This is a genomic window from Paenibacillus sp. FSL k6-2145 (genome assembly GCF_037976585.1).
In the GTDB taxonomy this organism is placed as follows: domain Bacteria; phylum Bacillota; class Bacilli; order Paenibacillales; family Paenibacillaceae; genus Paenibacillus.
Window position 1 is genome coordinate 5,401,337 of sequence record NZ_CP150267.1, and the last position, 25,344, is coordinate 5,426,680.

The 25,344-nt window shown below is 44.0% G+C and carries 22 protein-coding genes; 16 read left to right on the forward strand and 6 right to left on the reverse strand.

Annotation, left to right across the window (positions count from 1 at the left end; genetic code table 11):
• The first annotated feature begins 86 nt into the window (after positions 1-86).
• Genes NZ043_RS23985 through glyA form a run of 3 tightly spaced genes read left to right on the forward strand, consistent with a single transcriptional unit; the run spans position 87 to position 3,325 of the window.
• Entirely contained in the window at positions 87-830 is a 744-nt protein-coding gene (locus tag NZ043_RS23985) for a YggS family pyridoxal phosphate-dependent enzyme (protein WP_339309409.1), read from the forward strand.
• 19 nt (positions 831-849) lie between these two features.
• Positions 850-2,055, forward strand: a complete 1,206-nt coding sequence (locus NZ043_RS23990) for a benzoate/H(+) symporter BenE family transporter (RefSeq protein ID WP_091030574.1) — start codon at positions 850-852, stop codon at positions 2,053-2,055.
• Between the two features lie 25 nt (positions 2,056-2,080).
• Positions 2,081-3,325, forward strand: a complete 1,245-nt coding sequence (gene glyA / locus NZ043_RS23995; RefSeq protein ID WP_339309410.1) for a serine hydroxymethyltransferase — start codon at positions 2,081-2,083, stop codon at positions 3,323-3,325.
• 138 nt (positions 3,326-3,463) lie between these two features.
• Here the strand turns inward: glyA and NZ043_RS24000 are convergent, their stop codons facing one another.
• Complete coding sequence (locus NZ043_RS24000) at positions 3,464-4,084, reverse strand: SDR family oxidoreductase (protein ID WP_133384754.1); 621 nt, start codon at positions 4,082-4,084, stop codon at positions 3,464-3,466.
• A 44-nt stretch (positions 4,085-4,128) separates the two neighbouring features.
• The gene (locus NZ043_RS24005; protein ID WP_339309411.1) at positions 4,129-5,559 is read right to left on the reverse strand and encodes a PLP-dependent aminotransferase family protein; all 1,431 of its coding nucleotides are present in this window, start codon (positions 5,557-5,559) and stop codon (positions 4,129-4,131) included.
• A 284-nt stretch (positions 5,560-5,843) separates the two neighbouring features.
• On the opposite strand from NZ043_RS24005, the gene NZ043_RS24010 reads away from it, so the two are divergent.
• From NZ043_RS24010 to NZ043_RS24040, 7 genes are all read left to right on the forward strand, one after another.
• On the forward strand, positions 5,844-7,949 hold the full coding sequence (locus NZ043_RS24010) for a serine hydrolase domain-containing protein (protein WP_339309412.1): 2,106 nt from the start codon (positions 5,844-5,846) through the stop codon (positions 7,947-7,949).
• Between the two features lie 344 nt (positions 7,950-8,293).
• Positions 8,294-9,742, forward strand: a complete 1,449-nt coding sequence (locus NZ043_RS24015) for an amino acid ABC transporter substrate-binding protein/permease (protein WP_076327609.1) — start codon at positions 8,294-8,296, stop codon at positions 9,740-9,742.
• Entirely contained in the window at positions 9,735-10,463 is a 729-nt protein-coding gene (locus NZ043_RS24020; RefSeq protein ID WP_091030560.1) for an amino acid ABC transporter ATP-binding protein, read from the forward strand. The genes NZ043_RS24015 and NZ043_RS24020 overlap by 8 nt, the downstream gene beginning before the upstream one ends.
• Before the next feature lie 138 nt (positions 10,464-10,601).
• The gene (locus NZ043_RS24025; RefSeq protein ID WP_339309413.1) at positions 10,602-10,964 is read left to right on the forward strand and encodes a hypothetical protein; all 363 of its coding nucleotides are present in this window, start codon (positions 10,602-10,604) and stop codon (positions 10,962-10,964) included.
• A 131-nt stretch (positions 10,965-11,095) separates the two neighbouring features.
• A complete protein-coding gene (locus tag NZ043_RS24030; protein WP_339309414.1) occupies positions 11,096-12,130 on the forward strand; it encodes an NAD(P)-dependent alcohol dehydrogenase in 1,035 nt (344 codons plus the stop codon).
• A gap of 117 nt (positions 12,131-12,247) precedes the next feature.
• A complete protein-coding gene (locus NZ043_RS24035; RefSeq protein ID WP_133385963.1) occupies positions 12,248-12,838 on the forward strand; it encodes a TetR/AcrR family transcriptional regulator in 591 nt (196 codons plus the stop codon).
• 71 nt (positions 12,839-12,909) lie between these two features.
• Entirely contained in the window at positions 12,910-14,280 is a 1,371-nt protein-coding gene (locus tag NZ043_RS24040; protein WP_339312849.1) for an MFS transporter, read from the forward strand.
• Positions 14,281-14,347: 67 nt separating this feature from the next.
• On the opposite strand, the gene NZ043_RS24045 is transcribed toward NZ043_RS24040, so the two are convergent.
• The 3 genes from NZ043_RS24045 to NZ043_RS24055 all read right to left on the reverse strand — a co-directional run bounded on the left by NZ043_RS24045 (position 14,348) and on the right by NZ043_RS24055 (position 17,258).
• Positions 14,348-15,628, reverse strand: coding sequence for a glycoside hydrolase family 27 protein (locus NZ043_RS24045; protein WP_339309415.1), 1,281 nt, complete (start codon positions 15,626-15,628; stop codon positions 14,348-14,350).
• A gap of 108 nt (positions 15,629-15,736) precedes the next feature.
• Positions 15,737-16,618 (reverse strand): AraC family transcriptional regulator, encoded by an 882-nt coding sequence (locus NZ043_RS24050; RefSeq protein ID WP_339309416.1) that lies wholly within the window; start codon positions 16,616-16,618, stop codon positions 15,737-15,739.
• 28 nt (positions 16,619-16,646) lie between these two features.
• Entirely contained in the window at positions 16,647-17,258 is a 612-nt protein-coding gene (locus tag NZ043_RS24055; protein ID WP_133384760.1) for a TetR/AcrR family transcriptional regulator, read from the reverse strand.
• Between the two features lie 138 nt (positions 17,259-17,396).
• Between NZ043_RS24055 and NZ043_RS24060 the strand changes: the two genes are divergently transcribed.
• From NZ043_RS24060 to NZ043_RS24075, 4 genes are all read left to right on the forward strand, one after another.
• The gene (locus NZ043_RS24060) at positions 17,397-18,158 is read left to right on the forward strand and encodes an alpha/beta hydrolase (RefSeq protein ID WP_289392541.1); all 762 of its coding nucleotides are present in this window, start codon (positions 17,397-17,399) and stop codon (positions 18,156-18,158) included.
• Positions 18,159-18,416: 258 nt separating this feature from the next.
• Entirely contained in the window at positions 18,417-18,851 is a 435-nt protein-coding gene (locus NZ043_RS24065) for a ribonuclease domain-containing protein (RefSeq protein ID WP_091030542.1), read from the forward strand.
• Between the two features lie 14 nt (positions 18,852-18,865).
• Positions 18,866-19,141 (forward strand): barstar family protein, encoded by a 276-nt coding sequence (locus tag NZ043_RS24070; protein WP_091030540.1) that lies wholly within the window; start codon positions 18,866-18,868, stop codon positions 19,139-19,141.
• 275 nt (positions 19,142-19,416) lie between these two features.
• Positions 19,417-21,111, forward strand: a complete 1,695-nt coding sequence (locus tag NZ043_RS24075; RefSeq protein WP_339309417.1) for an ABC transporter substrate-binding protein — start codon at positions 19,417-19,419, stop codon at positions 21,109-21,111.
• Between the two features lie 119 nt (positions 21,112-21,230).
• On the opposite strand, the gene NZ043_RS24080 is transcribed toward NZ043_RS24075, so the two are convergent.
• Entirely contained in the window at positions 21,231-22,100 is an 870-nt protein-coding gene (locus NZ043_RS24080; RefSeq protein WP_339309418.1) for an AraC family transcriptional regulator, read from the reverse strand.
• Between the two features lie 163 nt (positions 22,101-22,263).
• On the opposite strand from NZ043_RS24080, the gene NZ043_RS24085 reads away from it, so the two are divergent.
• Both NZ043_RS24085 and NZ043_RS24090 read left to right on the forward strand, forming a co-directional pair.
• Entirely contained in the window at positions 22,264-23,781 is a 1,518-nt protein-coding gene (locus NZ043_RS24085; protein ID WP_339309419.1) for a glycoside hydrolase family 43 protein, read from the forward strand.
• Positions 23,782-23,788: 7 nt separating this feature from the next.
• Entirely contained in the window at positions 23,789-25,339 is a 1,551-nt protein-coding gene (locus tag NZ043_RS24090) for a glycoside hydrolase 43 family protein (protein ID WP_339309420.1), read from the forward strand.
• Positions 25,340-25,344: the final 5 nt, after the last annotated feature.

A 25,344-nucleotide genomic window follows, 5' to 3' on the forward strand; every position in this document is an offset into this window, starting at 1 on the left:
ACGTTCCACACATTCTTCACAATACATAAGGAGGAGCTAATCTCATTGATTCATTCCTGTTTTGGAATAGAAAGAAGGTGGCTGACATGAAACATCTAGTAGAAGAAAATCTCCAATCGGTCAGACAGCAAATAGCACTGGCTTGCCAGGCCTCAGGTCGCAACATAGAGGATATCAAGTTGTTGCTCGCGACCAAGACGGTTCCGTTAGAGAAATTACAAATAGCTATTCAAGCAGGTGAGGTCCTGTTTGGAGAAAACAAAGCTCAAGAACTCCGAGACAAATTCCCACTCATGGAACAAAGCAAGCAGGTGGAATGGCATTTTATCGGACATCTGCAAACAAATAAAGTAAAGGACGTTGTTAAATATGTTACGCTCATCCATTCCGTAGATCGTCTGAAACTGGGTCAAGCGTTACATAACCAGCTTCTCAAAGAGAATAAGACCTTAGACATTCTTGTGCAAATTAATACGTCCTACGAAGAAAGTAAATTTGGTGCCTCTCCAGAAACAGCCGTCAAGCTTGTAGAACAGTTGTCTCAATTCGAGACATTAAATGTGAAAGGTTTAATGACCATTGGAAAACTGAATGCGACAAACGAAGAAACACGACATTGTTTTCGATTGTTAAACCAGATCCGTACACAGATTAAAGAGAAAAATATTCCACGCGTAGAAATGGATATTTTATCGATGGGTATGTCTGGTGACTTCCAAGTCGCCATTGAAGAAGGAGCTACAATGATACGTGTAGGGACAAGTGTATTTGGTCAACGCTATTTACCGGACGAGTATTACTGGAATGAAAACACACGCATCGATGATTAAGTGAGAGGTAGTGTTAAATATGAAGACAGCATCCCCTTCGTTACGTGGCCGTGATTTGATATCGCCGGTGATCGCCGCTTTAATATCCGTAATTGTTAATTACGGGGGTACGTTTATCCTTGTTTTTCAAGCTGCAAAAGTGGCTGGTTTAAGCCCGGAAATGACCGCTTCCTGGATTTGGTCCATCTCGATTGGGGTAGGAGTAACAGGAATCTGGCTCAGTTATCGATATAAGGAACCGATTATTACAGCCTGGTCTACACCGGGTGTGGCGTTTCTCGTTTCAGCATTAGCGGTAACCCCTTATCCAGAAGCTATTGGTGCTTACATGATTTCAGCAGTCGGATTTATTATTTTAGGTTTGTCAGGCATGTTTGAACGTTTCGTTCGACTTATTCCCCCAGGCATCGCCTCCGGATTGTTAGCAGGTATTTTGCTACAGTTTGGAATATCGGCCTTTGGAGGGGCGAAGGTAGATCCTTTGCTTGTGATTGTACTGTTTGCAGGCTATATCGTGCTAAGAAGGTTTACTTCCCGTTACGCCATTGTTGGCATATTGGCAATCGGTTTGATTTATTTGATATGCATGGGGAAAACAGATTTCAGTACAATCCAATTGGCTGTAGCATCGCCTGTATTTGTTGTTCCAGCATTTTCGTTAAATGCTTTACTTGGCGTTGCGCTACCGCTGTTCATTATTACCTTGACAGGGCAGTATATGCCCGGAATGCTTGTTCTGCGTAATGATGGATTCAAGACAAGTGCCAATCCCATTTTAGCTGTAACAGGTTTGGGTTCGCTTCTAGCAGCCCCATTCGGATCACATGCTTTTAATGTGGCAGCTATTACAGCAGCGATTTGTACAGGGAAAGATGCACATGAGGATTCAACGAAGCGGTATATTGCAGGTATTGCCTGTGGTGTTTTTTATATTTTTGTCGGTATTTTTGGCGTAACATTGGCTGCTCTGTTTTTGATTCTTCCTGCTACCTTTATTGCAACATTAGCGGGATTGGCCTTACTTGGAACCATCGGTGGCAGTCTTGCCAATGCATTAACGGACCCTAAGGGACGTGAAACTGCATTGATTACTTTTTTGGCGACAGCAGCGAATGTGACTTTGCTTGGTGTTGGTGGTGCATTTTGGGGACTGTTTGCAGGAATGATGGCACATCTACTGATGAATAGTAAATTTCCCAAAAAACAATTTGGAACGAATAGATAACCGTAATATTGAGAGGAAGATGTTCATGAAACATTTGGAGAAGCAAGATAAAGTCGTAGGAAATGCTATCCAGCAAGAGCTTGCAAGGCAGCGGGATACGATAGAACTGATTGCTTCAGAGAATTTTGTAAGTCAAGCTGTGATGGAAGCAACAGGTTCGATATTGACCAATAAATATGCGGAGGGGTATCTTGGCCGAAGATATTATGGCGGGTGTGAGCATGTCGATACAGTCGAAGAGATAGCAAATAGCCGCCTTAAATCACTTTTTGGCGCTGAACATGCGAATGTGCAGCCTCACTCCGGTTCTCAGGCCAACATGGCAGTATATTTTGCCTCGGTTGAGATTGGGGACACAATACTTGGCATGAATCTATCCCAAGGTGGTCATCTAACACACGGAAGTACTGTTAATTTTTCAGGTAGGTTTTACAATTTTGTTCCATATGGTGTCGATGCACAGACGGGCCGCATTGACTTTGACGAAGTACGTAAACTTGCTTATAAATATCGTCCACGCATGATTGTTGCAGGTGGAAGTGCATACCCGCGGACCATTGAGTTTGAATTATTTGCCCAGATTGCCGCCGAAGTGGGAGCTCTTTTCTTTGTAGATATGGCGCATATAGCAGGAATTGTTGCGGCAGGTTTGCATCCTAACCCGGTACCACATGCCCATTTTGTTTCAACTACCACACACAAGACCTTACGAGGACCACGAGGGGGAGCCATTTTGTGCCGTGACTCTTGGGCAAAGGCGATCGACAAAGCTGTATTCCCGGGAACCCAGGGTGGGCCATTCATGCACGTTATCGCGGGGAAAGCGGTGGCATTAGGCGAGGCATTGCAATCCGATTTCACAACATATATTGAAGGTGTTCTGAATAACGCCAATGTATTGGCAGAAACTTTGATGAATGAAGGGCTCACTCTTGTATCTGGAGGAACAGATAATCATATCGTGTTGGTTGACTTACGAACTATGGGCCTTACAGGCAAAGAAGCCGAAGCTTTACTGGATGAAGTAGGGATTACGGCGAATAAAAATGCAATCCCTCACGATACGGCAAGTCCTTTGGTTACAAGCGGTATTCGTTTTGGAACTCCGGCTATGACTTCAAGAGGGCTTGGATCCAGGGAAATGAAAGAAATTGCTCAGCTGATAGGGCTTGCTTTTAAAAATCCAAAGAACTCGGATGTAAAAAATCAAATATTAGGCAGTGTCCGCGAAATCACTTCGCAATTCCCTTTATATGAAGGGCTTAAATAGCTCAACAGCAGACACAGATAGAGCCTGCAATTGTTACCACTGGATAACAATTGCAGGCTCTTATTTTGCTTGCTTAGATTAAAACTTACTTTTTTGAACAGTAGAGATGTACCATAAGTGAGATTTAGGACACGCTCTTTAGTAGGCTATACCTACACGAGACTGTACATAGTCATCAGACATTAATTGCTGATAAGCAAACTCCGCAGTATCGATTACAGATATAGAAGTTCCGCCGTCAGGCAAATAGTCACGCTCAACCCGGTATTTACCGAGAGATTCTCCATCAAATAAGTAGGTAGGACACACGATGGTCCATTCTAACTCTGAAGCCTTGAGAATGTTGTACATCTCCAGATGCTCCTCAGCGGCTCGCGTGGACTTACGTTTGGACTCAGGGGATTGAAAACGTAGCAAGCCAGAATCCGTTCGACTTTCCAATATTCCTGCTGTACCAATGGTAATGATTCTTTTGATACGCTCCTGAGCCATAACCTCAACAATATGTCCCATGGATTGCGATAATGTAGTCGTTCCGTCGGTACTTAAGGAACTAACAACGAGATCCACACCCTGTATGGCGTGATGAATATCCTCTTTGACTAAAGCGTTTCCTTGATGCAGAACAAAATTGTCATCGCTGATTTGTACCTTTTCCGGGCTTCTAACCAGTGCAGTTACATGATGATTGGAACGTAGGGCATTAGAGACGAAATGACTTCCAACCCGTCCGGTGGCTCCCAATACTAAAATTTTCATTACAAAAACATCCTTTCGAATCCGAGTGGAGAGCATGTTCTCCATCATAGTACAATCTTTGCAAGCCGGTGTATGCCTTCCTCAATCTGCTTCTCATCCACTTTCGCAAAACCTAATATCAATCCTTTTCGGTGACTATCCAAGCAATATTTACTAAGCGGATACACGCGTACACCTTGATCGAGGGCAGCATTCTTCAGCGCTTCTTCGTCAAATGACGTTTCAGATTCAAGAAGCATATGTAATCCCGTTTCCACACCACTTAATGTAAATCGTGAGCCTAGCCCAGAAGCAACAATGGCTTTGGTCATGACTTCGTGTCTGCGTCGATATATGTTCCGAACTCTTCTCATATGGCGCATGAAATGACCACGTTCAATAAAATGAGTTAGCGTTAATTGTTCCATAATCGGCAGATGACGATAGGTTAATTCATGAACTTGAGTAAGGCGATCGATAGCTATTTTGGGGCCAATGATAGCGGATAGTCGAATGCCTGGTGCAACCATTTTGGAAAAACTCATCATATAAAGCGTATTCTGAGGTTGCTGACTAAATATAGTCGGAAGCGGATCTCCACGGTACCTAAATTCGCTATCGTAATCATCCTCAACAATCCAATATCGGTGATGAGCTGCCAAGTGCATCAATTGTTGCCTGCGTGGCTCCGACATAATAACACCAACGGCGCATTGATGAGAAGGTGTGACAAATACAAGTTTTGTCTGTGGGTGAATATGATCTACACATAATCCATACTCATCAACCGGAACGGGATCGACTTGCATCCGGCGGTATTTCATCGCCATCCAAGCGGCTGGGAAGCCGGGATCTTCTACGGAAACTCTGTCTCCCTCACTTAAGAGTGCCTGGGCAATTAAATCAATACTTTGTTGTGCACCTGAGGTTAACAAGATTTGATTAACATCGATATGAATGCCTCGTTCAAGTGACAAATAACGCTGAATCTGTCCTCTTAACGCCAGTAACCCTCTGGCATCACCATAAGCCCAAAGATCCAGATTAGGTTCAGTGGAAGCTTGTAAAAAGGATTGCCTCCAGGCTTTTGTGAAACTTTCATCCAGATAAGGCTCGTGGGGATTAAAATCAATTTCTATTTTGCGATTGTCTCTATTGCCAAACCAACTATGCAGATGACCAATCGATTCGTTTAGTGTAGGCAGTTCGGGCGGAATAGGCCCTTGCATCGTGACGTCTTCTGATGAACGAGGTGCATATGTCCAATCACTAACTCTTGTCCCGGCTCGTCGGGAGGTTACCGTATACCCTCGACTGAATAATTCCTCGTACACAATCTGTATGGTTGAGCGTGAAACACCAATTAATTGAGCAAGTTCGCGTGAGGGGAGTAGCAATTCGCCTGGTTGCCATTTCCCGGTTGTGATATTATGAATCGCTTGATCCAAAAGTTGCTGCCAGATCGGGCGTTGGTCATTCCGATTAACTTTTAGCATTGCTTCAACTCCATTACTCATGCTGAATTATGGACTGCATTTATTTATGTACTTAGCCATGTTATTGGCACTCCATTGATTGATATACCATTATAGCAAAAGTTTAATTTGCAAACAAAAAAAGCTGGACTAAAGCGATTTTTACCGTGTGTCCAACCTATTTGGGTTGGTCCTGCTTGGTTCATACTCGATTCATATTCAAGCCACAGACAGTTCATCTTCTTCGGTTACACTACGGGAGTACGAACACAGAGATTCCTAATCCATAGACTAGACAGGAGAAGATGAGATTGACACGAAAGAAACGAACTTCTATCGCCGCCATAACTTTGGTGTTTGCAATGATGTCCCCAATGTCGGCCATGGCCACACCCGCTACCAGTAACGGTAGTAGCCCTACGTATGATCTAACTAAAAAAGCAGTAAATGCAAAGGCCAAGGTACTCACTGAATCATACGCTACGACAAGTGTGCAGTACGCGCTGATGGATGATGGCGAGATTGTGATCTCCGGTCAGGCAGGCAAAAATGATCTGAAAAACAACATCCCGCTTTCTTCAGATACCATGTATGGCATTGGTTCAACCAGTAAAATGGTGCTCACCACCGCCGTAATGAAGCTCGTTGATCAGGGCAAGATCGATCTTGATGAGCCTGTCGTGAAGTATATTCCAGACTTTAAAATGAAAGACAAGCGTTACCAACAGATTACACCACGCATGTTACTGAATCATTCATCCGGACTTCTCGGAACGTCAAGTAACAGTGCAATACTGTTTGGAGATAATGATACCTACGCGCATGATACGTTACTGGAACAATTGGCGACGCAACATCTGAAGGCCGATCCTGGCGCATACTCGGTGTATAGTAATGACGGTTTTACATTAGCTGAGATTCTGGTTGAGCGGGTTAGTGACATGAGCTTCACAACTTTCATGCACCGGTACATAACCGAACCTCTTGGTATGGCGCATACCAAAACACCGCAGGATATTGTGGACCTTAGCCAGATGGCAGCATCATATGCCCCTTTGCATGAGGAGCAACTCCCATTAGAGACTACAAATATGATTGCCTCGGGAGGCATCTATTCCACTGCTGAAGATCTGGTTCAGTTCTCGAAAATCTTTACAGGTGAGGTTAAAGGTGTTCTTTCGGAGGAATCCGTAGAGGCCATGGAGCAAGAAGAATACAAGAGAGGTATGTGGCCGGAAGAAGGCGATTCGTCTATTGGTTACGGCCTGGGCTGGGAAAGCGTGAACCTGTTTCCTTTTAATGATTACGGCATCCAGGCAGTAAGCAAAGGCGGCAATACAATAACCTATCATTCCTCCTTGATTGTACTTCCGGAGTATAATATGGCTGCTGCCGTAACCTCTTCGGGTGGTCATAGCTCAACGGATCAATTGCTGGCAACTGAGCTGTTGCTTGGCGCGCTTGAGGAGAAAAATATCATTCCAGAGCGTAAGCCGGAGAAGTCACATGATGCACCGGGGAAAACAACCATGCCGAAGGAACTTACACAGCACACAGGCATGTACGCTGGTGGGGCAAACATGTTAATGAAGATGGACGTAAAAGATAATGGGCAATTAACGCTATCTAATCTGTCGTCTCCTAACAGTCCTGATCAGACCTATACGTACACCCCTGATGGCTCATTTGTTAGTGATTCAGGTACGGAAAAGCTGAAGTTCGTTCAGGAAGTCAACGGGAACACATATTTGTGGTCTCGCTCGTATCAGTCCGTTCCTGGGCTTGGGCAAGTTGCCTCCTCTGAATATAAGGCAGAAAAGCTTGAAACCAATGAATTGTCGGAAGAAGTAAAGGCCGCATGGCAGAAACGGGAAGGCAAAGCCTACGTGTTGGTCAATGAAAAATACACATCAACACTGTACAACGCAGCGATGCCGATGATTCCCATTCATACTTTTAATGAGCTACCGGGTTATGTCTACACGAATAAAATCGTTGGAGCTAACCAAGCTGTGAACCAATTGCAAATTCCTGGATTAGCGGGCCGTGACACGATGGAGTTTAATTTCTATGAGGAAAATGGCGTGGAATATGTTACAGCTGGAGGCAACGTTTATGCTGCTCAAGACATCATCAAACCGATCTACGCGGGAAAACAATCGAAGACAACGATTCAGGCGAATGGTCATGCCACATGGTATTCGATTCCAGCATCAGCTGCAGGTAAAGAAATGACCGTCAAGATGCCTGCAAACAGCGCATTTTCTGTATACAACCAAGCGGGTGTAGGCATGAATCATACAGTGGTCAGTGGACAAAACGAAATTGTACTGCCTGAGAACGGAACCATTGTGTTCGCGGGTGAAGCTGGTTCGAAGTTCGAGATTGTATTGACAACCAGATCAAATTAATGGATGATAAAAAACTGTATAACAAAAAGTCGCGGAAATCGCGGCTTTTTTTGAGTTTTAAATTTTAAATAATACGTTTTAAAGTAAATGTACCTTTTTTCAGATTCACAATGTAATATTGGGTTTCGCAAAGCTTACCTAAAGGGTAAGTATTAAGAGGACTTTTACTGGTTGGAAAAAAATGATGGAGGAAAATGTTGCAAGTGGAAAGGCAAAGCATTGATTGTTAATATACAGTAAATAATAACAATCAAATGGGCAGAAGAACGACAAAAAGCATAACAGTAATACCGATTCCAAAGAAAATAATGATTATTCGGACAACACCGAGACGGGGAGGACACATGAAAACAACGAAGATCTCATTTTTTATACTTTCACTGATGCTGCTCCTGGTGAGCGGTCTATCAGGATGGGTAGGGAACGCTGCAGCAGCGTCCGATTCCGGTAAAACCTATGTTATTGGAACTGATGTCACATTTGCTCCATTCGAATATGAAGATGAGAATGGTGATTTTGTTGGTATCGACATGGATTTGCTGGATGCCATTGCCAAAGATCAAAATTTCAAGTATCAAATCAAATCCCTGGGATTTAACGCAGCTGTACAGGCACTTGAGGCAAATCAAGTCGATGGTGTGATCGCAGGGATGAGTATTACGGATGAGCGAAAAGCAAAATTTGATTTTTCTGATACTTATTTTGAATCAGGTGTCGTTATGGGTGTTAGTGCCAACAATGACACAATTAAGAGTTATGAAGACCTTCGTGGGCAGAAGGTAGCCGTGAAAACCGGAACAGAAGGGTTTAGTTTTGCAGAGTCCATTGCTTCAGAGTATGGATTTACGATCGTTCCGTTTGATGAGTCATACCAAATGTATGAGGATGTAAAAACCGGTAATTCCGTAGCCTGTTTTGAAGATTATCCTGTACTGGCCTATGGGGTTAATCAGAACAACGGTTTGAAAATTGTTACCGACAAAGAAGATGGCGCTCCTTATGGTTTTGCAGTAAGCAAGGGGAAAAACCAGGAGCTTCTGGAGATGTTTAATACAGGTCTCGCCAATATCAAAGCTAACGGTGAGTATAAACGCATTACCGAGACATATCTTGGTGAGAACGCTCCGACTGTTGCTAATCAAGGTCGCTGGGAGCTAATTCAGAAATCTCTTCCTGCACTTTTTAAAGGTCTGGGAAACACACTTTTATACACGATTGTGTCCCTGTTCTTCGCGTTTATCATCGGTCTGATTTTCGGATTTATGAAGGTGGGACAGAACAAATTCCTTCGTGGTGTTGCCACTGTATTTGTAGATATCTTCCGCGGCATTCCGCTGATTGTCCTGGCATTCTTTATTTATTTCGGGATTCCACAGGCGATGGGCTTCACGATGCCATTGTTCCTGGCGGCTATTCTGACACTTAGTCTGAATGCAGGGGCGTACGTAACCGAGATTATCCGAGGCGGGATTCAATCGATTGATCGTGGTCAGATGGAAGCTGCTCGTTCATTGGGCCTTCCTTATCGCAAAGCGATGATAAAGATCGTTATTCCGCAGGCAGTGCGGGTTATGATTCCGTCCTTCATTAACCAGATGGTTATCACGTTGAAGGATACGTCAATCTTGTCCGTTATTGGTCTCGTAGAGTTGACACAATCGGGTAAAATTGTTATTGCAAGAACGTTCTCCTCTTTTGATATTTGGTTAACGGTTGCGGTTATGTACCTGATTGTTATCATCACATTGACCAAAATTGCTGATTATCTGGAGGTGAAGGTTCGTCGTGGCTAAAATAAAAGTTGAAGGTTTGAAGAAAAGTTTCGGCACAAATCAGGTTCTCAAGGGAATTGATGTGGCGGTCAACGAAGGAGAAGTCGTCTGTGTCATCGGGCCTTCCGGTTCGGGAAAAAGTACCTTCTTGCGCTGCATCAATCAATTAGATGCCATTACGGCAGGCCGGGTTATCGTGGATGATCAGGATCTGAATGACCCTAAAACCAACCTGAACAAGGCTCGTGAAAATATTGGCATGGTATTTCAACATTTTAACTTGTTCCCTCATTTTAGTGTACTTAAAAACATCATGTTTGCGCCCAGAGAACTCGGGATATTAAATGCCCAGCAGGCACGTGATACAGCACTCAAATTACTTGAGCGTGTGGGTCTGTCTGATAAAGCAGAGAGCTTCCCAACTCAACTGTCAGGTGGACAAAAACAACGTGTAGCTATCGCTCGTGCGCTTGCTATGAATCCGGACGTTATGTTATTTGATGAACCAACTTCGGCGCTCGACCCTGAGATGGTAGGAGAAGTGCTTGGTGTTATGAAAGACCTCGCGAGCGAAGGCATGACGATGATGATCGTTACCCATGAGATGGGTTTTGCCCGCGAAGTAGCTGATCGTGTGATCTTCATGGACGGTGGTTATATCGTCGAGCAGGGCACTCCGGAAGAGATATTTGGAAATCCGAAGAATGAACGGACGATCAGCTTTTTGGAGAAGGTACTCTAGCACTGAATCGAGAATGAACACATTGAAAGTCGCTATTTTAAGCGGCTTTTTTTGTTATATTTATGAGGTGATATTATAGGTAGCGCTCCTTCTTTGAAAGACCAACCAACTAAGCGAAGAAAGAGAGGTCATTACTCCATGGAAAACGTTTCCCAAGAAGATCAACTGGAATCCATTAAAGCCTTTCAATCAACTATCTGCAAATCGGAAAATGCCTTAGTGCATATGACTCAGAAAAGTAATAACACAACATTGTTACAGAAACGCCTCCAAGCTTTTTACATCGGTCTAGCACTGTTGGATAAACACTGGAATCAAAAAGCTCATTCATACACCAAGGAAGATATAGCAGAAGCCCGTCTTGTCTTGATTGGATTGTTTCCATCCCTTGAGAGCATGTATGTCAAGTCCAAAGAAGGTAGCCCTCAAAAGACTCTACTGGAGAGAAGAATTAAAGCCTTCCGCCTAGCTGTTCAAGCCATGGATGATCTCGCAATTTAATCATTTCAACATTCTAAATCTTCAACAAATGGAACCGCTGAGTATATTCAACGTATCCGTTGTTTGACAGGAAGATTGGGTATGCGTAATGGACCTTGGATACACATATGTCTATCGAATGGAGACTGATCATGGGCGAAAAAACGAATAATGCTGGATTACCCCAAGAACGGGGAAATAATACCATGAATGCATTGGTATATGATACCTACGGAACACCAGAAGTCCTTCGATTAGAGAAATTAGCCATCCCTATGCCCAAGGATCATGAAGTGTTAATTGAGGTCCATGCCACTTCGGTAAACTCCTGGGACTGGGATCTCCTTCATGGGAAGCCATTCGTTAACCGCATCGGCGCGGTCCGACAGCCTCGTTATCGAATTCTTGGCGCAGATGTCGCAGGGCGTGTAATCGCCGTTGGAGCTTCAGTTACACGGTTCAAACCAGGAGACAAGGTGTTCGGAGATCTTTCCGGTTGCGGGTGGGGTGGATTCGCGGAATATGTATGTGCGGCTGAGAATGCCTTGACACCCAAACCTGCGGGTATCAACTATGTGCAGGCAGCAGCTATTCCTCAGGCAGCCGTTCTGGCTTTGCAAGGTCTACGTGATCGGGGGGAGCTGCAAAAGGGACAGCGTGTTCTGATTAATGGCGCCGGTGGCGGAGTCGGAACATTTGCCATCCAATATGCCAAATTGCTTGGGGCTGAGGTGACTGGCGTTGACAGTGCTGAAAAGCTCGATATGTTACTCGCTGTGGGAGCTGACTATGTGTTGGATTATAGGAAAACTGATTTCACTGCAAAAGGAGTACAATACGACCTGATTCTGGATGTTATTGGCAAGCATTCGGTTTTTGCTGTGAAACGTGCATTAGTTAAGGGGGGCAGATATGTGATGATTGGAGGTCCAATGTGGCAAATTCTTCTCAATCTGATGTCAGCTCCTATTGTTGCCAGGCTTAATTATAAGCAAATAATACTTCTCATTCATAAACCGAATCATGAGGATCAAGAAGTGTGGAAAGAACTTGTTGAATCAGGCCAAGTCGTGCCGATTGTTTATCGGGAGTATGCATTAAGTGAAGCGGCTCAAGCCATTCGGGATATTGGAGAAGGTCGTGTGAAAGGAAAAGCCGTCGTCTCCATCAAGAAAACGGACGTATGAACAGAAGGGCATCATGAAGGTAGCTTGTCGATTCGTACCTTGACAACAAAAAACTCTTTAGTTATTATTGCATCAATGACAGTGGTTACTGACATTCAGGAAGGAGGGGATATAGACATGTCCATTAGCAGCAATCTAAGCAGTAAAGAAAAATTAATGTTGACGGCCATCGATTTAATTTCAAAAAAAGGCTATAAAAGTGTGACGACACAGGAAATAGCTACAACAGCCGGACTAAGTGAAAAAACCTTGTTTCGGCACTTTGGAACCAAACAAAACTTGTTAGAGACTGCCTTTGACCAATATCATTATGCAGAAGAGATGACAAGGATCTTCAATGAAAAACTCGTATGGGATCTGTATACAGATTTGTTGCTGATCAGCAAGACATATCATAATATCATGAACCGTAACCGCAAATTGTTTATGATTAGCCTGAAGGAAGTAGAGCATCTACCCGGTTATAGAGAGAGAACGGTAAAGCATCCTCAACAACTTTTGGAGATTCTAACCAATTACTTTAATATCATGTTTGATAAAGGAAAGTTGGTTCAAATCAATCCTGAACTGCAAGCTTTTTCATTCATGTCATTGAATTATGGCGTATTCATAAATAATCTCGAAGAAGATGTGCTTTTTCCAGGGCTCTCATTGGAAGGCATCATTACAGAGAGTGTGTGGACGTTTACTAGGGCATTAACTCCCTAGTTTTTTTAAAGTTTTTAATGACAGTAAGTACTGACAGACAATTTATATTCAAAAGAATTGAGGAGAGTATGATGAACACCAATAAAGAAGCGTTATTGCTCCGTGTTCTTGTTTTCACACTGATCATATCAGTCATGAATGGAATGATGTTTAATGTTGTATTACCTGTGATTGGCAAAGAGTTCCAACTTACTGCTTCTCAAGCGAGTTGGATCGTTACAGGGTATTTGATTGTATATGCGATAGGTACAGTTACTTACGGGAAACTTACCGATAAATACAGCATAAAGGGTCTAATTTCATTTGGTCTTTGGATATTGGCAGCAGGCTCTCTTCTGGGGATTGTGGCTACAGAGTATTGGATGGTTATTGTTGCACGGATCGTACAAGCTGCTGGTGCAGCGGTCATACCTGCATTGGCCATGATTATTCCCGTTCGATACTTCGCACCGGAGAAACGCGGGCAAGCGTTGGGTACCTCCGCCATTGGTATCGCTCTTGGAAATGCTCTTGCTCCGATCGTAGCCGGATTTGTATCGAGTGCTTTAAGTTGGCAATTTCTTTTTGTAATCCCATTGCTTTCTCTTGCTGCGCTACCTTTTTATCGAAAATACATGGATGATGAAAGAGGCGGCAGTGAAAAAATGGATTATTTGGGCGGAGCGTTACTAGCAGGAACGGTTGCTACACTTTTGCTCGCATTAACCCAATCTAATGCATGGTTCCTATTAATCGGGATGGTCTTATTAATACTGTTCATCATGCGCATTCGTTATGCGGAAGTGCCGTTTGTGAAACCCGCTGTTTTTCAAAACAAAGCATATTCAGCTGGAATGGGAATTGCATTCCTTCTGATCGCAATCAGTCCTGCTATTCCATTTACTACGCCACAATTGCTCTCGGAAGTACATGGTCTATCCCCAGCATTGACAGGTGTCATTATGCTCCCTTCTGCGCTCGTAGCTGCACTCCTCGGACGCAAAGGTGGAAGGCTTGCGGATGAAAAAGGGAATCCTTTTCTACTGTATACGGCATCTTCACTACTTGTTGTTGGTTTCATAAGCCTATCATTAGTTGTAGGTGCTACACCTGTCTTGATTTCCTTTTTTCTTGTTTTTGGTGTTCTGGGTCAGTCTTATATGCAAATTGCGATCTCAAATACCATTGCTCAGACGCTTCCCAAAGAGCAAATTGGAATCGGGATGGGGTTGCTATCCATGTTTAACTTCATTGCAGTGTCTGTGTCTACTGCTGCCCTAGGAAAGGTGCTTGACGGGGGAAAAACCACGCTTCAACTGAACCCTTTGATTCAAGATAAGACAGCTTTTGTGTACAGTAATATTTTTATTGTGCTCGCTTTGTTTGTTATTGCGATGACCATGCTATATATGCTGCAATTTGGGCGTAAGTCCAAAACTGTTTATCATTCGAGTGCATCTTAACGATGAACATGAAATGAGAGAGAGGCCTGTCTAATGAACGACAGACCTCTCTTTTTCTTTTGCAAACTTAGGAAAACCGATAGAGACGCACGCCGTGCGCAGGTACAGTAGTAACTAAGGAATTCTCTGTAAATTCAGCTGCTTCTCGGCTCCACAATTCGGTACCTTCGGTAATGCTGGACAGTCCGACCTCATCAATGGATAGATCCACAGGTAGAGAATTCTCACCGATGTTGAATACAGCGACGTAAGAGGAACCATCCGCATGCTGGGCAGTCCACACAATAAGATCTTCTTTACGTAAGGCTTCTTTGGCTCCATAACTCTCGCGATGCATTCGCAGAACCTCACGATTGGTCAACAGGGATAGTGTCCAGTCATCGTTATCTCGCAGTTCACCACCAAAGATGAGCGGGGAACGGAAGATGCTCCACAGCGACATCATCGTCAACTGCTCATCAGGCGTGAACCGAGTCCAACGATCTGCTCCACCACCGTCTACAGAACGGATACCGATATGACCCAAAGGCAACATATCACAGTCTGGCCAGCAGCCTGCTTGGGGAACGCCCTGCCACGTCCGGCAGCGGTCGAACATATCCAATAACAGCGGCCAAAGGTCCCAGAAATCGTCGGTGACACGCCACATGTTGGCATGATCAGCTAAGAATTCTGAGTATTCCACCGGGGCAGGGCCAGGAGAGAGGCTTAGTACCATGGGGCGACCGGAGCGCTCAATCGCTTTGGCTATCATTTCGATCTCAGGCTGATGGGTGTCATAGAGCCTTGAAGCAGCAATATCGTCGACCTTCACCAAGTCAACGCCCCATTGTGCATACAATTCAAAAAGCGAATCGTAGTAGGCTTGTGCGCCTTCTTTTGAGCTATCAACACCATACATATCCGTATTCCACGGACAGATGGAGTTTGGGTGAGCAATATCACGTGCAGTGGCGGTTGTACCCAGGATCGGAGCCCCGGCATGTGCAGCTTGACGTGGAATACCACGCATGATGTGAATGCCGAATTGCAGCCCAAGACTATGAACATAGTCGGCTAATGGCTTAAATCCCTGTCCACCTGCAGCGGAGGGAAACCGATTCTCGGCAGGCATAAGCCGCGAATATTCATCCATGATGAGTGGGACGAACGGACGATATTGCGAAGAATTAGCCAAAGGCTCGTACCATTGAATGTCGACCGTAATATAACTCCAGCCGAAGTCTTTAAGATGTTCTGCCATATACTCGGCGTTGCCACGAATTTCGTCTTCCGTAACGGCCGCGCCGTAACAATCCCAGCTGTTCCAGCCAAGCGGTGGAGTTGATGCTGCAAGCGTATGATTCATGGGAATGCTCCTTTATGGATTAATTATTGCTCTCGCTCAATTCATCATAATAAAGGATTTTATTAATATCTACAGTAATGTTGAGTATAAAATAGCAAAATATTGCGGTTAGTCGAAGAACAATTTACGGTACACAAGGCTTTCTCCTCCACTACGAAATTCACCTGGCGTAACGCCGGTTATGCTGCGAAAGGCTTTGATAAAATAACTTCCGCTGGAATAACCGACTTGGTCGGCGATGACTTCAATGCTAAGCGTAGTTCCGCGCAGCAGTTCCATTGCTTTCTCGGTACGTACACGGGTCAGATAAGCACCAGGCGTCAAACCTGTACTGAAGGAAAAGCGACGTATAAAGTGATATTTGGAAAGGGAAACATGCTCCGCAAGGTGATCGATACTGATCATCTTGGAGTAGTTGTTTTCTATGTATTCAACGGCTATTTGAATGTTTTCAGACCAATTCTCCCTGTTGCGCAACGTTGTTTTCTGTAATCGGGTTAATTCTGTCATGAACTGATATACGCTGGATGATGCGATCAGAGGATCGGTGATTCTGCCTGCCGCCGCATCAGTCACGATCATCCGCAACAGTCGGATAGGTGTACAATCAGCGGGAAGATAGGGAACTTCTCCAGCTTCCCGAAGAAATTTTCGCCAATGGGGCAGAATAAGAGTGGGCCTGAACAGCAGGAACAGAAACGCCCAAGGTTCTTTTGATGCTGAATGGTAGTAATAGCGATGAACTCCTGGAATTTCTGCCAAAAAAGCTTGTCCTGCGGTAACATGATGAATGCGATTGTTCGACTCAAATACACCTTCACCCGAGATTGTATATTGGAATAACAGGAGAGGCCCGTCCGAACGTTCGAGTCCATCCCAATGATAAGAAGGATCGGTTATTGAATCACATCCAGCCGCGTACAGTACACACAGTTGGAGCTCCTTGTCTTCGGCGAATCGAAACCCATAGGTTCCTCTAGGGATATTCATGTCAGCTCTCCTTGTTGCCCTGAAATTTTTACTGCGCTCCGCGAATGAAAATATCTACTAGCTTCTGGCCAAGCGAAAAGTTGGAACCATATTTATGAAGGTTATCTTCCCGATTCCCCATTAACATCATAGTCGAGAAGGTCTCTGCCAGGAAAAACGGATCGTCCGTCCGCAGTCTGTTTTCATCCATTGCCCGTTGGAAATGGGAGGCTAACACTTCGTGAATCTGATGCTCCGCGTTGCGTATATCCTGAATTTGAGCTGGTTCAAGAAAAGGCTCAGCTTCTCTGAGCATGGTTTCAATCTCCGCATGTGGATTGCCCAGTCTGGCCTCTGCCAATCGCACAAGCCCCGACTCCAGATTCTCGGCTTGATCAAGGATATGCGAGGTTAACCGGCTCACATTCTGTAGCATTGTTGTAAAAGCAACCTTAAAAAGCTCTGGTTTGCTGGTGAAATGATAATAAATGGTTGGTTTTGATACGCTACATGTTTTGCCAATCTGCTGAAGCGTGACTGTTTCGTAGCCATACTCCATGAATAACTTTGAAGCAGTTTGAATAATGGTTTGCTGAATTGAGATATCGTCGTTGCTATGTTTGGGTCTTCCAGGCAATCGTTTGTGTGATTTTTCTGTCATTGGACTTCCCTCCATGAATATTTTATGACAAATAACGATAGTAAGCAAAATCAACTTGTAATTATACTTACCGGTAAGTATAATTATGAAGAGTTAAAAAAGACATATCATTATCCTCATACTAAGGTGGTTTTAAGGTTGAAAACAGCACAACGTACAAACAAATGGAAAAAGATAATCATGTGGACGATCCTGTCCATCGTTATCATCGTGGCCGGCGTTTTCGTATATCTCAATTCGGTTACGTATAGTCCTTCTGAACAAGCGGAAACGGCGATGACAAGTGATGCTCAGGTTAATGTCACTAAGATAAAGGACGGTTACCGATTTGAACCCGTGGGTACAGAGATAACCAAACCGAATATTATTTTTTATCCAGGTGGTCTGGTTGAACCTGAAAGTTATTCTCCACTTGCCAGAGAAATGGCAGAACAGGGGCACCGCGTATATATCGCAAACATGCCAATAAACTTGGCGATTTTCGGTCAAAACAAGGCTGATTCCTTTATCGAGGAACATCCTAACGAAGCGTTTGTTATTGGTGGCCATTCGTTGGGAGGGTCATTTGCATCACGGTATGCTGCGGAGCACAATGAGAAGTTGGAAGGCGTCTTTTTCTTGGCTTCTTATGCAGATGAAGGAGGTAGCTTGAAGAATACGGACTTGTCTATCTTACAGATTACAGGCTCGGATGACGGAGTGCTTAACAGGGAAGACTGGGAGAACTCCAAAGCAAATCTTCCGGAAGACACGACATATGTGAGTATTGAGGGTGGAAATCACGGTCAATTTGGCTCATATGGCATGCAAAAAGGAGATAATCAACCTGCAATTACCGAAGAAAAGCAGTTGGAAGAGGTAGTTATAGCCCTTGCGAACTGGATGGGCAAATTAAAATAATGTATTCAATGAATGTATTGAATGGTAATGATCGTGGTACGATTAAAGTCGCTATTTTAGCGACTTTTTTTGTTGTAGAATTAAGAGTAATGCTTCAATGGAGCAGGATAACAGCTTTTAATGATTGAATTTCAACTCCATAATAGACTTATAGAATTGCTTTAATTACCACAAATCGTTAACATTAGAAGCGTTGTCATCGAAATAGCAGCAAAACGGAAGGCAGCAAGAGCAAGAACATCAAAAGGAGAAAAGATTATGTTTTTCAGAAAATTTGCTTACACATTAGTGATCATCCTCGCTGCATTATTGTTCTCGGGTTGTACGTCAGAGTCTGTGCTTGATCTCGGATCACCTCAAGTTTCGGAGGATATGGGATTTGATGAGGTTGCCAATTATATCTCGGAGCACAATGAACTCCCGCCAAATTACATTACCAAGAAAGAGGCCAGAGAATTGGGCTGGGAACCAAGTGAAGGGAATTTACATGAAGTCGCTCCAGGCAAAAGCATCGGCGGCGACGTGTTCAGGAACCGGGAAGGATTACTCCCCAACAAAAAAGGCCGGATATGGTACGAAGCGGATATAAATTACTCAGGAGGACGGCGCGGAAGCGACCGAATTCTATACTCGAATGACGGTTTAATCTACCAGACGACAGATCATTACAAGTCATTTGAACAGTTAAAATAAACGGAGGAAATGATATGAGCATCATTCAGATTAACGGAAACGACTTTCACAGCAAGGAAGAGCTTCATCAAATTTTGCAGAACCAGCTTGAGTTAGACGAGAGCTATGGAGGCAATTTGGACGCACTATGGGATGTCTTGACTGGGGCTGTAAGTATGCCGCTTACTGTTCAATGGATTGGTTTTGAGAAAAGCAAAGAGATTCTTGGAGATTACGCTGACCAACTCATGGAATTGTTGCGGGATGTGGAAGGTGAGATCCAAGGATTTACGTTGGAATTATATTATTGAAATGTAGGTTTGGCTTTATGAGGCGATGGGCAACCATCGCTTTTTTGGTCTTCACATTTTTACTGAGACTTATGTCTAGATCATGCTATTTTCATGGCTTAATAATCAAGGTTGGGGTGATTAGACTTCCTTATACTTTAAACATGGAATAGGGTAGGCAGGATTGTAATCGTTTATTAACGGTCGAATATGTAAGCGTATACTATTTCAAAGTGAACCATCGTAATGTCTGGATTGGTTATTACGACTAACACCATTTAGGGGGCAGGAAAATAATGAGAGCCGTTTCAAAAATGCTAGGAGCATGTCTCGTAACAAGTGTTGTGTTAGTTTCCGCCGGTTGCGGAAACGCTGGAGAGAATTCCGAATCAAATACGAGTGACCCCAACAGCCCGATCACATTTACATTCTTCGGCGCAGATGCAAGTCCGAACTGGAACAAAATGCAGGATGCTGTAGGGAAGAAAATTACGGAAGAAACCGGTGTAAGTATTGATGCAGAATTCGATATTTCGAGCGGAGGTGGAAACGACCGCATTTCCCTGATGGCTGCCAGCGGCGATTATCCGGATTTGATTTTCCCCAAAGGTAACTTGACCAGACTCGTTGATGCCGGGGCAATGATTGATTTGACGGATCTGATCGAAGAACACGCCCCCAACTTGAAAAAGATCTACGGTGAGCACTTCAATCGGTTGAAATACAGTAATGACGATCCTTCAATCTATTGGATTCCAACGAATGGTGCGATTGATCAGGTCAGCTTCGATGCGACGAATGGTACTGCCATTCAACATCGTGTAGTCAAGGAACTCGGGTATCCTGAGATCAAAACCTTAAACGATTTCGAAAAAGTGCTACGTGAATATTACAAGAAACATCCGACCACAGATGATGGCCAACCCACAATTCCGCTGACGCTTAGTGCAGATGGCTGGCGGCGAATGATCACAGTTACTGATCCCGCTGTCATGTCTACTGGAGGACCTGGAGATGGTGAATATTTCATCAATCCGGATACCTACGAAGCCGTTCTGCATTACAAACGTCCCGAGGAGAAGGAATATTTCCGGTGGTTGAACAAGATGTACAATGAAGGCTTGCTGGACAAGGACAGTTTTGTTCAGAAGGATGACCAGTATAAGTCCAAAATCGCCAGTGGTCGCGTGTTATCTTTGCTTGATCCAAGCTGGGGATTCAGTGATGCGGAAAATGCTTTGAAAAGCGCAGGAAAAGACGATATGACCTACGGATTCTATCCGGTAACGTTAGATGAGAGTTTTCAGCGGAAAGATTTCCAAAATATCGGCTTTGATGGTTATGGCATTGGCATAACAGTCGATTGTGAAGATCCTGTCCGTGCCATCAAATTTTTGGATTGGGTGTCTTCTGAAGAAGGGCAAGTATTGAGAAACTGGGGCGTTGAAGGCGAGCAATATAACGTGGAAGACGGTGTTCGCACCATCCCGGCCGATGTACAGGAACGTAAAAACAAAGACAATAACACATTTACCAAAGAAACCGGAGTAGGCTTGTATTACATTTTTGGTGCTCACTACGGGGATGGCGTTAAAGATTCAACGGATAACTACTATACAACTAATTATCCAGAACAGATTCAGCAAAGTTATTCTGATGAGGAGAAAGAAGCTTTGAAAGGTTATGGCATCACGACATGGAAGGACTTGTTCCCATCCGAAGAGGAGTTCCCGGTGAAAGAGTGGGGAGCTGCTTACAATATGCCGATTCCTTCGGATAGCGGGGATTATAACGTTGTGTACCAGAAAACGCAGGATATTATTCAGAAACGGATCGCCGAAGCGATTACATCCTCTCCAAGTGCCTTTGAAGGCATATACGACAATATGATTACCGAACTTGATAATGCAGGTGCAGTAGGCATGGAACAGCAGTATACGGAGTGGATTAAAGATCGCGTTCGATTGTGGACGGGTAAAGAGATCAATTAACTTGCGGATATAATCACAATAATGAATTGTTTCAGATCGGAAGTATATCAAGAACGAAAAAACATCGAGCCATGCAGGATGGCTTGATGTTTTTTAGTTTACATTGAATGAGCTTGTCATTATTTTGGCAAAGCTTCCATTGCATCACGTCTTTGTTTGATATATCTACCGGGGGAGATGCCGACCATTTTGGTAAAACTGCGAATAAAATTGGCATAGTCACTAAAGCCCGATTGAAAGCATGCATCCGTAATACTCATTCCTTCTGACAGGTGGAATTTGGCCCGTTCAATACGTCGACCCAAAATGTAGGAACGGATTGTCAATCCAGTATGCTTTTTGAACTGGCGGCTGATATAAGTACTATTCATGTAGAACACTTCGGCAAGTTTGCGAAGCGTAATGTCTTGATTTAGATGTGTTTCAATATAATCCATGGTTTCACGAACAAGTTCAGGCATAATGTCATTGGGAACAAAGGAATTGTTATGGAACCAGACGTTAATCATGACCAACAATTGGGCTACGGCTGCATTTATTTTGATATCGGTGCCATAAGCATCGGAAGCAAGCAATCCTTCCAGTTCGTTCGTACATTGCAGCATCTGCTTCATGTTATAGTCGTCTAAATGTACGATGTTGCCTGTTCCTTTGGGGCGATGATCAAAACATGACGATAGATTGGTTGATGGTGTGGAAAGCTGAAACAGATATGTTTTTTTGAGATTGATTGTAATTCGCTCATACTCAGATTCATCCAGAATAAAGGCTCGGTGCATCTCCTCGGGTGACATCACAAGCAAATCGCCAGGCTGTACATGGTAACATCGATTTTCTACATAAAAGTGAACGTTGCCACGAAGAAACAGGTAGATCTCGTATGCATTATGGCGATGATAGATCGTTTCCAGCTTATACGTCGTTACGCTGTGTAGATATAAGAGCTCAGGCTGGATGGGATCATAAAAACACTCAGAGGATCCACTCATGAAGTACCTCCCGTCATTTCACGCAATAAATAGAGCGGTTAACGCAATGAAATTGTACTCAGCTTACCTTAAAATGTAATCATCCTATCATGATATCTTTTGTATTGCAAACGCTTTCTTGTCAAAAGGCACAACTAAAAACGATTATAGGGGGATTCTTTCCATGAATCATCATTCTACACCACATGCTGGTGAGCAAAAGCAAGAGCAAGCTGCCAATCTGGAGAGTATTCCAGGGGAGATTGGAAAGCTTCGTCCCAACGGTAACCCTTTGGTGGCCCACAAATTCGGAGCCGATCCCTATGCTTTGGTATTTAACAATCGAGTCTACTTATATATGACTAGTGATAAGCTGGAATATGATAAAGACGGTCTTCCTCAGAAAAACAGCTACAGTTCAATCAACCGGATTACGGTCATTTCTTCGGATGACTTAATCAACTGGACCGATCATGGGGAGATCAGAGTTGCTGGACCTCAAGGCGCAGCAACATGGGCTTCACAATCCTGGGCCCCGGCAGCTGCTCATCGAATACTGGATGGCAAGGACTGTTTCTTTCTTTATTTCGCCAACAATGCCAGTGGAATAGGTGTACTGTCTGCACCGACACCTGTAGGTCCATGGATAGACCCTATAGGAAAAGCACTTATTACAAGAGAAACACCGGGAGTGGAGGAAGTAACCTGGTTATTCGATCCGGCTGTCATTGTAGATGATGATCATCAGGCCTACATATACTTTGGTGGTGGTATTCCGCAGGGAAAAGCAGAAAGACCTGATACGGCAAGAGTGATGAGATTGGGAGACGATATGATCAGCGTTGTTGGCATAGCAAAGGTGATTCAGGCGCCTTATATGTTTGAAGATGCTGGGATACATAAATATAATAATAGTTACTACTTTACGTATTGCTCCAATTTTGTGGAAGGTAATCGGCCAGAGGGCAGCCCACCACCTGGTGAAATTGCATATATGACCAGTGTTCAGCCGATGGGGCCATGGACATATCAGGGGACGTTGCTCCAGAATCCAGGCCACTTTTTTGATGTTGGCGGCAATAACCATCATGCTATATTCCAACTGGCCGATCAGTGGTACATTGCCTATCATGCTCAGACATTAAGTCAGGCCATGAATATTCCCGATGGTTACCGTTCAACACATCTGAATCGAGTTGAGCATGATGAGGCCACGGGTAGGATTCAGAAGGTACATGCAGATTATCAGGGCGTAGATCAGATCAAGTGCTTCAATCCCTATGAGCGGGTAAGTGGTTCGACGATTGGCTGGAGCAGCAGAGTAACAACAGAGCAATATCTTGACTCTGCTGAGAGTTCTGCATCCGATTCGAATATCATGTCCGCTAAGCTGCAGAATGACAGTTGGATAGCTATATCCAAGGTGGACTTTGAAAGTGAAGGACCCACAACCTTCACAGCCACGATTGCGAATCAAGGAACCGAAGGTACGTTAGAACTTCGACTTGATCGTGCAGACGGACTGTTAATTGGAGAAATCATTGTTCCGCCTGCGACCGAATCCCTTCAATGGATGGAACTAACAACTAATGTTACGGGTGCGAAAGGTGTGCAAGACTTGTATATTAAGCTTAAAAGTTCAACAGACAGCCCAACCATCCTTGTAAGAGAATGGAAGTTTAATAGAAAAAATGAGGTGTAATTAAAGCATGTATCCGAATCCGATTATTTGGGCCGATTACCCGGATCTTGACGTTATTCGTGTAGAGGACACATATTATATGGTCAGTACAACCATGCACATGATGCCGGGATGTGTCATCCTGCGTTCATATGACCTGATCCATTGGGAAGTAGCCACATATGTATACGACACATTGGACGATACGCCTGCACAACGGCTGGTGGATGGTCATCACGTTTACAGTAAAGGCATGTGGGCTGCATCGCTCCGCTATCATCAAGGGATGTTCTATGTGATCTTTGTTGCGAATGATACTCGTAAGACATACTTGTATACATCGACCTCCATCTCGGGAGTTTGGAAGAAGCAGATCGTGGAAGGGTTCTACCATGATTGCTCCTTATTCTTTGACGATGATGAACGAGCATATCTCGTGTACGGTAATACCGAGATCTATCTGACCGAATTAAGCTCTGATCTGTCCGGGCCCAAACCTGGTGGAGTGCATCGCTTGATCGTAAAAGACGAGCAGCCTCATCACCTTGGTTATGAAGGAGCACATTTTTACAAGATCAATGGTAAATATATTGTGTTCCTAATTCATATAACGAAAGCTTCCGGACGGAGAACACAGGCGTTTTATATGGCAGACTCTCTGGAAGATGTCTTCACTGGTGGAGAAGTATTTAATGACGATATGGATTATTTCAATTCAGGTGTTGCTCAGGGCGGGATCGTAGATACGCCGGATGGAGACTGGTATGCCATGCTGTTTCAGGATCATGGGGCTGTTGGCCGGGTTCCTGTTTTGGTTCCGCTACACTTTGATCAAGGTAAACCGGTCTTTGCAAGCAAAGCGCCGAAACAGATTGATATCCCAAGCACAAGACCAGAGCACCGTTATAACCCGTTAGTAGGTAGCGACAGTTTCAATTATCAACCCGAAGAAGATGGAAACATCCGACTCCGTGATTTTTGGCAATGGAATCATACACCTAATCATGAACTCTGGTCCGTTACAGAGAAACCGGGGGTGTATCGTGTTCGAACGGGACAGATCAGCCCAAATCTGACATTTGCGGTAAACACACTAACCCAGCGTTCAATGGGGCCCGCTTGCGAAGCAATGGTTACGCTTGACGGCAGTCGTCTGAATGATGGGGATTATGCCGGCTTGTGCTTTCTAATCGGTTCGTACGGTATGATCGCTCTTACGAAGCAGGATAGCAAGTTTTACTTGGTCATGCATGCCAGAGATAGTGAGGATTCAACCATATTTGGCAATCTGATCGACCAGAAGCCAGCCACTGAACATGAACGTATCCCGGTATCCGATCCAGTCGTTAAACTGAAAGCATTCGGAAATTTTGAGAACAATCTGGATGAGTGCTCTTTTGCCTATTTCGATGGGGTTGAATGGAGAAATATAGGGATTGTCCACAAAATGATATATAAACTGGATCATTTTATGGGTTGCCGAACGGGGTTGTTTGTATATTCAACTGAATTATCTGGAGGAACAGCTGACTTTTCGAATTTCGAATATCGTGTGATTCATCCTGATGAGAAACAATGAAATAT